Origin of the sequence: Kitasatospora sp. NPDC056731 (genome assembly GCF_040687675.1) — a bacterium.
In the GTDB taxonomy this organism is placed as follows: Bacteria; Actinomycetota; Actinomycetes; order Streptomycetales; family Streptomycetaceae; genus Kitasatospora.
The window spans coordinates 23,590-31,283 of record NZ_JBFBNR010000068.1 but is presented as its reverse complement, the minus strand read 5'-3'; the positions used below and the strand labels follow the sequence as shown (position 1 = coordinate 31,283).

Below are 7,694 nucleotides of genomic sequence, written 5' to 3'. Positions count from 1 at the left end.
TCGGCACCCTCGCCAGATGCGGAAAGGCGACACCGGGTGAGCTCGCCCGGAAGGAGCACGTGCAGCCGCCCTCCATGACCAGGATCGTCGCGATGCTGGAGGAGAAGGGGCTGGTGCGGCGCGAGCCGCACCCCGAGGACCGCCGCCAGGTGGTCGTCAGCAGCACCGAGCAGGCCGAGGCGATCCTCGCCGAGAGCCGCCGGCGCCGCAACGTCTGGCTCGCCGAGCTCGCCGAGGGGCTCGACGAGGAGGAATGGGCCGTCCTCCGGGAGGCCGCGCCCGTGCTCTACAAGCTCGCACACCTCTAGGCACGCCGACCCCGGCCCGCCGGCCGGGAGAAGAAGGAGCACCGCATCACCGCAGGACCGACCACAGAAACCAGGAGCGCGACGGCCGCAGTTCGGGCCGTCGCGCCGCGAGGGGAGACCACCGTGACACCGCCGGCCGCAGCCAGCGCCGCCGCCATCCGCACCGACGACCAGACCACCGACCCCACCGCGGCAGGCGCCGCGGCCGCCGACCTCCAGGCACCCGCCCCCACGGGGCTGCCCGGCAGCGGCGACGACGACCCCGACGAACGCACCGCGGCGGACGACCCCGCCGCTCCCGGACGCACCCACGCGTCCACGTCTCCCACAGGTGCCCGCTTCACGAGGCCCGGGGGGATGTTCTCCTCCCTTCGCGTTCGCAACTACCGCTACTACTTCGCCGGCCAGGTGGTGTCCAACACCGGCACCTGGATGCAGCGGATCGCCCAGGACTGGCTGGTCCTCAGCCTCACCGGCAGCCCCCTCGCGGTCGGCATCACCACCGCCATGCAGTTCCTGCCGATGCTGCTGCTCGGCCTGTTCGGCGGCGTGCTCGCCGACCGGATGCCCAAGCGCCGGCTGCTGATCTACACCCAGGGCGCCATGGGCCTGCTGGCCGCCGGCCTGGCCGTCCTGACCATCGGCGGCGTCGTGACGCCGTACTACGTGTACGCCTTCGCGCTGCTGCTCGGCCTGGTCACCGTGGTCGACAACCCGACCCGGCAGGCCTTCGTGTCCGAGATGGTCGGGCCCAAGGACCTCGCCAACGCGGTCAGCCTGAACGCCGCCAACTTCCAGACCGCCCGGCTGGTCGGCCCCGCCGTCGCGGGCCTGCTGATCGCCGTGGTCGGCAGCGGCTGGGCGTTCGCCGTCAACGCGCTGTCCTTCGCCGCCGTGATCGGCGGGCTGCTCGCCATGCGGGAGAGCGAACTGCGCCCGACCGAGCCGATCGCCCGCGAGAAGGGCCAGCTGCGGGAGGGCCTGCGCTACGTCAAGGAGCGGCCCGAGCTGCTCTGGCCGATGGTCCTGGCCGGGTTCATCGGCACCTTCGGCTTCAACTTCCCGACGCTGCTCTCCGGCTTCGCCTACGACACCTTCAAGGTCGGCGCCGGGCAGTACGGCCTGCTGAACACCGCGATGGCGGTCGGCTCGCTGGCCGGCGCGCTGCTCGCGGCCCGCCGGGGCGTGCCCAGGCTGCGCCGGCTGGTGGTGGCGGCGCTGGCCTTCGGCTCGCTGGAGGTGGTGGCCGCGTTCGCACCCGACTACTGGACCTTCGCGGTGCTGCTGACGCTGATCGGGGTGTTCGGACTCAGCTTCAACACCTCCGTCAACTCCATGCTGCAGCTGGCCACCGACCCCGCGATGCGCGGTCGCGTGATGGGCCTGCTGGTGCTGGTCTTCACCGGCGGCACGCCGATCGGCGCCCCGATCGTCGGCTGGGTGACCGCCTCGTACGGGCCCCGGCTCGGCCTGCTGGCCTGCGGACTGGTGTCCGCGCTGGCGGCCGGCGTGGTGGGCCTGGTGCTGGCCCGCAGCGCGGACCTGCGGGTGCGGTTCGACCTGCACCCCGGCCGTGGCGGCCGGGTGGTGGCCTTCGTGCCGCGGACCATCGCCGCCGCCAAGTCGGAGCTGGCGCCCGCCTGCTGACGAAGCGCCATGCCCCGGGGTGGTGGTCCGCCCCGGGGCTTCGGTGCAGGGTCGGAGGTCCTTCGGTGCGGGGTCGAAGGGTCAGGGCCGGATCGCGAGGACCTGGCCGGGCCAGATGCCGTTCGGCTGCTCGGCCTCGAAGGACTCGGTCTCGGTGAACCCGAGCGCCCGGTACTGGCCGACCAGCCTGCGGTCGGCGCCCGCGTAGCAGTCCACCCGCAGCAGGCCGAGGCTGCGCCGGCGGGTCTCCTCGACCGCGTCGGCGATCAGCGCGGTGCCGATCCCCGAGCCCTTGCGGCTGCGGTCGGTGACCAGGATGCGGACGTACAGCTCGGGCTCGTCCACTGCGGGGATGTACTTCCCCCGCTGCTCGGACAGCACGCAGCAGCCGACGGTGCGGCCCTCGTCGTCCTCGGCGAGGCGGATCAGGAACGGTTCGGTGGCGTACTCGGAGACCTGCTCGACCCGGGCCGGGATGGTGCTGAAGGGCTGGTCGCCCCACTGGCCGGTGCGGCCCTGGCCGGCCAGCCAGCCCACGGCGCTGTCGAGCAGGGCGAGGATGTCGGGAATGTCGTCCGGTCCCCCGGTGCGGATCTTCATAGGAAACGTTCTAGCCCAAACCGCCTCGCGCGGGAAGATGTCCACATGAGGCTCTTCGTGGCGGTGCTGCCGCCGGTCAACGTGCTGCAGGGGCTGTCGGACGCGGTGGCGCCGGTGCGCGGGCTGCCCGGGGCGGACCGGCTGCGCTGGACCACCGTCGAGGGCTGGCACCTGACCCTGGCCTTCCTCGGCGAGGTGCCGGCCGAGGAACTGCCGGAGCTGGAGGCGGGCCTGGCCGCCGTCGCCGAGGTGCACCCGGTGCACCGGCTGCGGCTGTCCGGCGCCGGCCGGTTCGGCGACCGGGTGCTCTGGGTCGGGGTGGAGGGGCAGACCTGGGCGCTGCGCCGGCTCGCCGAGGCCGTGTCCGAGGCCACCGCCGCGGTGACCGGGGAGGTCGACGCCTTCGCCTTCCACCCGCACCTCACGCTCGCCCGGGCCGGCTCCTCGCGCGGCCACCGGCGGGCCGTCCAGCGGCTCGCGGCGGCCGAGCTGGACACCCTGGCGGCCGCGCTGGCCGACTACCGGGGGCCCGAGTGGGAGGCCGCCGAGCTGCACCTGATGCAGAGCGACCTGGACGGCGGCTTCGCCCACTACTCGTCGCTGCGCGCCTGGCCGCTCGCCGACTGGAGCTGAGCCGGGGCGCGGTCGGGCCCGGGGCGGCGGTTTGGGTCCGGGTGGTCGTTGAGCCCGGGGTGGCCGTTGGGCCCGGAGCGGCCGTTGGGCCCGGGGCTCCGGTCCGTCGTCGGGTGGGCCGGAGGTACGCTCGTTGACCGTGGATCCCAAGACTCGAATGCGTATCGTGACCGGCACCCTGGTGCTGCTGCTGGTCGTCGTGCTGATCAGCTCGATGGTCGGCGGGTAGGCCCGGCCGGCGGGCCCGCCTACCCGGCCCAGCTGGTCGGCCCCGCCGCAACGGCTGAGGGCCACCGCCCGGAGGCGGTGGCCCTCAGCCGTGCACGGGATCGCTCAGAGCTGCTCGACCACGTAGTCGATGCAGTGGGTGAGCGCCTCGACGTCCGCCGGGTCGATCGCCGGGAACATCGCGACGCGCAGCTGGTTGCGGCCCAGCTTGCGGTACGGCTCGGTGTCCACGATGCCGTTGGCACGCAGTGCCTTGGCGACGGCGGCGGCGTCCACCGACTCGTCGAAGTCGATGGTGCCGACCACCTGGGAGCGCTCGGCCGGGTTCGCCACGAACGGGCTGGCGTAGGAGGACTTCTCGGCCCACGCGTACAGCCGGGACGAGGAATCAGCCGTACGGGCGACGGCCCAGTCGAGCCCGCCGTTGCCGTTCAGCCATTCCAGCTGGTCGGCCAGCAGGAACAGGGTGGAGATCGCCGGGGTGTTGTACGTCTGGTCCTTCGACGAGTTGTCGATGGCCGTCGGCAGGTCGAAGAACGGCGGGATGTACCGGCCGGAGCCGGCGATCTCGGCGGCGCGCTCCAGGGCGGCCGGGGAGAACGCGGCCAGCCACAGGCCGCCCTCGGAGGCGAAGGACTTCTGCGGGGCGAAGTAGTAGACGTCGGTCTCGGTGATGTCCACCGGCAGGCCGCCGGCGCCCGAGGTGGCGTCCACCAGGACCAGCGAGCCCTCGTCCGCGCCCACCGGGCGCTTGATCGGCATCGCGACGCCGGTCGAGGTCTCGTTGTGGGTGAGCCCGTAGACGTCGACGCCGGCCTCGGCGACCGGCAGCGGGTGGGTGCCCGGGGCGGTCTTGATGACGCTCGGCTCGGCGAGCCACGGCGCGGCCTTGACCGAGGAGGCGAACTTGGAGGAGAACTCGCCGAAGTCCAGGTGCTGGGACTTCTCCCGCACCAGGCCGAACGCGGCGATGTCCCAGAAGGCGGTGGAGCCGCCGTTGCCGAGGACGACCTGGTAGCCCTCGGGGAGCGAGAAGAGGCTGCTCACGCCCTCGCGTACGCGCTTGACCAGGTTCTTGACCGGGGCCTGGCGATGCGAGGTGCCGAGCAGGGAGGTCTGGGTGGCGGCGAGGGCACTCAGGGCCTCGGGGCGCACCTTGGACGGTCCGCAGCCGAAACGGCCGTCTGCGGGCTTGATGTCAGCGGGGATCTGGATCTGAGCCACGCGCGCAGCCTACCGGCCGGGGAACCGCCGGGGGTACGGTCGTCCGCACGCTGAGACTGTGATCTTCACGGCTCCCAGCTGCGGAAACAGCGGGCCCGAACTGCGGAAACAGCGGGCCCGACGGAGGCCGGACCCGCTGCTCGGGGGTGGTGCGGACGCGGAGCGCCCGGGGCGCCCGGGGGCGTTCGGCGGGCGCTCGGTGGCGCTCGGTGGGCTCAGTGGCCGATGGCGTCCCAGCCCTCGATCTCCTCGGGGCGGCGCGGGCCGGGGCCGATGTAGCGCGCGGCGGGGCGCACGAGCCGGCCGGTGCGCTTCTGCTCCAGGATGTGCGCCGACCAGCCCGCGGTGCGCGCACAGGTGAACATCGAGGTGAACATGTGCGCCGGCACCTCGGCGAAGTCCAGCATGATCGCGGCCCAGAACTCGACGTTGGTGGCCAGCACGCGGTCGGGGCGGCGGTTGTGCAGCTCCTCCAGCGCGGCCTTCTCCAGCGCCTCGGCGACCTCGAAGCGCGGCGCGCCGAGCTCCTTGGCGGTGCGGCGCAGCACGCGGGCGCGCGGGTCCTCGGCGCGGTAGACGCGGTGGCCGAAGCCCATCAGGCGCTCGCCGCGGTCCAGCGCGTTCTTGACCCAGGTGGTGGCGTCGCCGGTGCGCTCGATCTCCTCGATCATGCCGAGCACGCGGGACGGCGCACCGCCGTGCAGCGGGCCGGACATCGCGCCGACCGCGCCGGAGAGCGCGGCCGCCACGTCGGCGCCGGTGGAGGCGATGACGCGGGCGGTGAAGGTGGAGGCGTTCATGCCGTGCTCGGCGGCGGAGGTCCAGTAGGCGTCGATGGCCTTGACGTGCTTCGGGTCCGGCTCGCCGCGCCAGCGGATCATGAACCGCTCGACGACCGTCTCGGCCTTGTCGATCTCGCTCTGCGGGACCATCGGCAGGCCCTGGCCGCGGGCCGACTGGGCCACGTAGGACAGCGCCATCACGGCGGCGCGGGCGAGGTCGTCGCGGGCCTGCTCGGCGGAGATGTCGAGCAGCGGCTTGAGGCCCCAGACCGGGGCGAGCATGGCGAGCGCGGACTGCACGTCGACCCGGATGTCACCGGAGTGCACCGGGATCGGGAACGGCTCGGCGGCCGGCAGGCCGGGGTTGAACTTGCCGTCCACCAGCAGGCCCCAGACGTGGCCGAAGGAGACGTGGCCCACCAGGTCGTCGATGTCGACACCGCGGTACCGCAGCGCGCCGCCTTCACGGTCGGGTTCGGCGATCTCGCTCTCGAACGCGACGACTCCCTCAAGCCCGGGTACGAAGTCGGACATACGACGGCTCCTTCAGTTCTGCGATCGGCGCTGCGCCGTGGTGGGGCGGCGCGCCAGTGACCGAATGGTGGTTGGCACTCGGTGCCAGAGTGACAGGCACCGGGTGCATTGCGCCATACACCACCATGGTGATGTTGCGCTTGGGCCCGCTTGACTTTTCCGCCGAGGGTCGGTCGTGCCCGGGAATCTCCGGAACCAAACGCCTGGTTCGGGACAATTCACCTTACGGGGGGCGGTCGAGCGGTGGCGGGACACCTTATCTCCCACCGGGGTTTGTCCGGAGGTAGCGGTGCCGGTTGCTTGTCGTACGGGATGATGTTGACGTGCAGACCCCGGAACGCGCCCAGTCGACGCCCCTGAGCCCCGCCACCCGGATCCTGGCCGACGATGCCCGGCCCGGACCGGACCTCACCGTGATGCGCAAGCACTACACCCACGAGGGCCTGGTCGAGGAACAGCTCGCGCCCGAGCCGATCGCCCAGTTCACCCGCTGGTTCCACGAGGCGGACGACGCCGGGGTGGTCGAGCCCAACGCGATGGTGCTCTCCACCGCCGACGCCCAGGGGCGGCCCAGCTCGCGCACCGTCCTGCTCAAGGGCTACGACGCGCGCGGCTTCGTCTTCTTCACCAACTACGGCTCCCGCAAGGGTTCCGAGCTCGCCGCCAACCCGCACGCCGCGCTGCTGTTCCCGTGGATCGCGCTGGCCCGCCAGGTGATCGTCCAGGGGAGGGTGGAGAAGGTCGGCCGGGACGAGACCGCCGCCTACTTCCGCACCCGGCCGCACGGCTCGCAGCTCGGCGCCTGGGCCAGCGAGCAGTCCAGCCCGGTCGGCGGGCGCGACGTCCTCGAACAGCGCTACGCCGAACTGGAGCGCCGCTACCCGGAGGGCGAGGGCGTGCCCGTGCCGCCGTTCTGGGGCGGGTACCGGGTGATCCCGGAGAGCGTGGAGTTCTGGCAGGGGCGGGAGAACCGACTGCACGACCGGCTGCGCTACTTCGCCGATCCGGCCGGAGCGGGCGGGTGGCGGGTGGAGCGGCTCTGCCCGTAGCGGGCGGGTCTGCGAGGCGTTCGAATACCGGCGGGTCCGCCGGCGGGTCCGCCGTTGGGCTGGTCGGGTTCGTCGGGTCCGCCGTCGTGCGGAGGCGGGGGAGTGCGGGGCGCTGTCGAATCGCGCCAACCGGCCTTTGCCGACCGGTGGTTCGGGTGGGGCGTGAGCGTCGGGAGAACGGGCTCCGGCCGCGCCGGTGGAGCGGGTCGGGCCGGGGCGGCGGCCGTACGTTGGCGCAGGGGCGCCGCCGGGGTGGGTTCGGCGGCGCGAAGCCGTGCCCCTGTGCGCCGGTCAGGTGCCGTCACGCGACCGCCGAGTGGGTGAACTTTTGGCGAGACTTCGCTGCGTGAAGGGGGTAGTGGGCTGTTAGGGGCGCGCAAGAGCACGGCGCAGCCCACGTGCTGGCAGTACCCTGGTCGACTAGGCCGACGTATATACCCGGCCCTGCTTCTCTCTAACCCCCATCGTGGAAGAGAATCGAACATGACACCCGCACTGGACACCATGCCCCGCACTGAACTGACGGAGCCTCAGGGCGAAATCCGGCCTTCACTGGCCGACCTCGCCCAGCTCGGCGCCGAGGAACTCTCTGCCAGGATCCGACGAGCCCTGCCCGACACCGGTGCGGGTGCGGTGCCGGTCGCGGCCTTCAACTCCTCCATCTGATCGGCCGACTGACCGTCGGCTCC

The 7,694-nt window shown here is 72.7% G+C and carries 8 protein-coding genes; 5 read left to right on the top strand and 3 right to left on the bottom strand.

What is annotated here, in order from left to right:
• A partial coding sequence (locus tag AB0R04_RS36710) for a MarR family transcriptional regulator (protein ID WP_363378230.1) occupies window positions 1–308 on the top strand: 308 nt, incomplete at its 5' end.
• Window positions 309–665: 357 nt separating this feature from the next.
• Window positions 666–1,955 carry an MFS transporter gene (locus AB0R04_RS36705; protein ID WP_363378236.1) on the top strand — a complete coding sequence of 430 codons (1,290 nt, stop codon included), beginning with the start codon at window positions 666–668 and terminating at the stop codon, window positions 1,953–1,955.
• A gap of 81 nt (window positions 1,956–2,036) precedes the next feature.
• Here AB0R04_RS36705 and AB0R04_RS36700 read toward each other — a convergent pair whose 3' ends face one another.
• The gene (locus AB0R04_RS36700; protein WP_363378228.1) at window positions 2,037–2,555 is read right to left on the bottom strand and encodes a GNAT family N-acetyltransferase; all 519 of its coding nucleotides are present in this window, start codon (window positions 2,553–2,555) and stop codon (window positions 2,037–2,039) included.
• Window positions 2,556–2,600: 45 nt separating this feature from the next.
• On the opposite strand from AB0R04_RS36700, the gene thpR reads away from it, so the two are divergent.
• Complete coding sequence (gene thpR, locus AB0R04_RS36695) at window positions 2,601–3,188, top strand: RNA 2',3'-cyclic phosphodiesterase (RefSeq protein WP_363378227.1); 588 nt, start codon at window positions 2,601–2,603, stop codon at window positions 3,186–3,188.
• A 333-nt stretch (window positions 3,189–3,521) separates the two neighbouring features.
• Here thpR and serC read toward each other — a convergent pair whose 3' ends face one another.
• The gene (serC, locus tag AB0R04_RS36690) at window positions 3,522–4,640 is read right to left on the bottom strand and encodes a phosphoserine transaminase (protein ID WP_063348193.1); all 1,119 of its coding nucleotides are present in this window, start codon (window positions 4,638–4,640) and stop codon (window positions 3,522–3,524) included.
• Between the two features lie 215 nt (window positions 4,641–4,855).
• Window positions 4,856–5,956, bottom strand: coding sequence for a citrate synthase 2 (locus AB0R04_RS36685; RefSeq protein ID WP_350877533.1), 1,101 nt, complete (start codon window positions 5,954–5,956; stop codon window positions 4,856–4,858).
• 416 nt (window positions 5,957–6,372) lie between these two features.
• Here AB0R04_RS36685 and pdxH point away from each other — a divergent pair, with 416 nt between their 5' ends.
• Entirely contained in the window at window positions 6,373–7,005 is a 633-nt protein-coding gene (gene pdxH / locus AB0R04_RS36680; RefSeq protein ID WP_063351198.1) for a pyridoxamine 5'-phosphate oxidase, read from the top strand.
• A gap of 483 nt (window positions 7,006–7,488) precedes the next feature.
• Window positions 7,489–7,671: an FxSxx-COOH cyclophane-containing RiPP peptide gene (gene fxsA / locus AB0R04_RS36675; RefSeq protein WP_063348191.1), complete on the top strand. Its 183-nt coding sequence runs from the start codon at window positions 7,489–7,491 to the stop codon at window positions 7,669–7,671.
• The last annotated feature ends 23 nt before the right edge of the window (window positions 7,672–7,694 follow it).

What these genes read in the sequence shown, in the direction of transcription:
- AB0R04_RS36705 (WP_363378236.1), top strand. Translation starts at nt 666, where the DNA reads ATGTTCTCCTCCCTTCGCGTTCGCAACTACCGCTACTACTTCGCCGGC.
- AB0R04_RS36700 (WP_363378228.1), bottom strand. Translation starts at nt 2,555, where the DNA reads ATGAAGATCCGCACCGGGGGACCGGACGACATTCCCGACATCCTCGCC.
- thpR (WP_363378227.1), top strand. Translation starts at nt 2,601, where the DNA reads ATGAGGCTCTTCGTGGCGGTGCTGCCGCCGGTCAACGTGCTGCAGGGG.
- AB0R04_RS36685 (WP_350877533.1), bottom strand. Translation starts at nt 5,956, where the DNA reads ATGTCCGACTTCGTACCCGGGCTTGAGGGAGTCGTCGCGTTCGAGAGC.
- pdxH (WP_063351198.1), top strand. Translation starts at nt 6,373, where the DNA reads ATGCGCAAGCACTACACCCACGAGGGCCTGGTCGAGGAACAGCTCGCG.
- fxsA (WP_063348191.1), top strand. Translation starts at nt 7,489, where the DNA reads ATGACACCCGCACTGGACACCATGCCCCGCACTGAACTGACGGAGCCT.